The following is a 1,012-nucleotide window of genomic DNA, read 5'->3' as shown; positions in this document are numbered from 1 at the left end:
TGAACGGCGTTAAAGCATTCAACGATAAAGGAATCGCAATTAACGAAGTTTATACTCCGTTTCCGGTTCACGGACTAGACAAAGCTTTAGGTTTAAAGAAAACTAGAATTTCTGATGCCGCTTTCATCTATGCTTGTTATGGTGTAACTATTGGTGCTACTCTTACCTGGTACGTGATGAATCACGACTGGCCTCAGAATATCGGTGGTAAACCAGCTTTTGACTGGGGACACAACATGCCGGCATTCGTAGTTCCAATGTTCGAATTAATGGTATTCTGTGCTGCTCACATGATGTCTTTAACTTTCTTAGTTAGAAACAAAATGTATCCAGGAGCTCCAGCTCAGAACCCGGACCCAAGAACGACTGATGATAAATTCATGATGGAATTCGTAACTGAAGATGTAGAATCTGTAAAACAGTTGCTTATTGAAACTGGAGTTGAAGAAATAACTGTTAAAGACGCTTAAAATGAAAAAGAATGTATTAAAAATTACAGCGGTTTTAGGTTTAACAACAGTTTTACTTAACTCTTGCGGACCAAAGGAGAATACTCCGTTGGTATATTTCCCGGACATGTATTTTCCGGTAGCTTATGATCCATTGATGAAAGCTCAGGATGCTTATTCAGATCATGAAAATGAAATTCCTGCTTTTGTTAAAAATAATGGTGCAACAGGTCTTTCTCCGGTTGAAGGATCAGTTCCTCAGAATAAAGACGGAGTTTTTGAAGAAAGCTTATTACCTAAGAATGTTGACGAGTACAACGCAGGGTATGAAGCATCTAAAAAACTTACAGCATCTCCTTTGAACCCAGCTAATGCAGCTAAGGATCTTGAAAGAGGTAAAATACTGTTTGATCACACTTGTGCTGCATGTCACGGTACAGGAGGTGATGGACAAGGACCTATCGTTCAAAGTGGAGCATTCTCTGGAGTACCCAACTATGCTGACAGAGAAATTACTGTAGGATCTGTTCATTATGTATTAACAAACGGTAGAAATGCCATGG

Annotated in this window: 2 protein-coding genes; both read left to right on the top strand. The window is 39.3% G+C overall.

The annotated features are described in order from the left end of the window. On the top strand, positions 1-470 hold a 470-nt coding region (locus GB932_RS22370; RefSeq protein WP_156758950.1), incomplete at its 5' end, for a DUF3341 domain-containing protein. Between the two features lies 1 nt (position 471). Next, the coding region (locus tag GB932_RS22365; protein ID WP_156758949.1) for a c-type cytochrome at positions 472-1,012 on the top strand (541 nt) is incomplete at its 3' end.

Origin of the sequence: Microbacterium karelineae (assembly GCF_009745985.1) — a bacterium.
Classification (GTDB): domain Bacteria; phylum Actinomycetota; class Actinomycetes; order Actinomycetales; family Microbacteriaceae; genus Microbacterium; species Microbacterium karelineae.
Note: the sequence above shows the minus strand (reverse complement) of the source record. Positions and strands in the feature narration are given on the sequence as shown.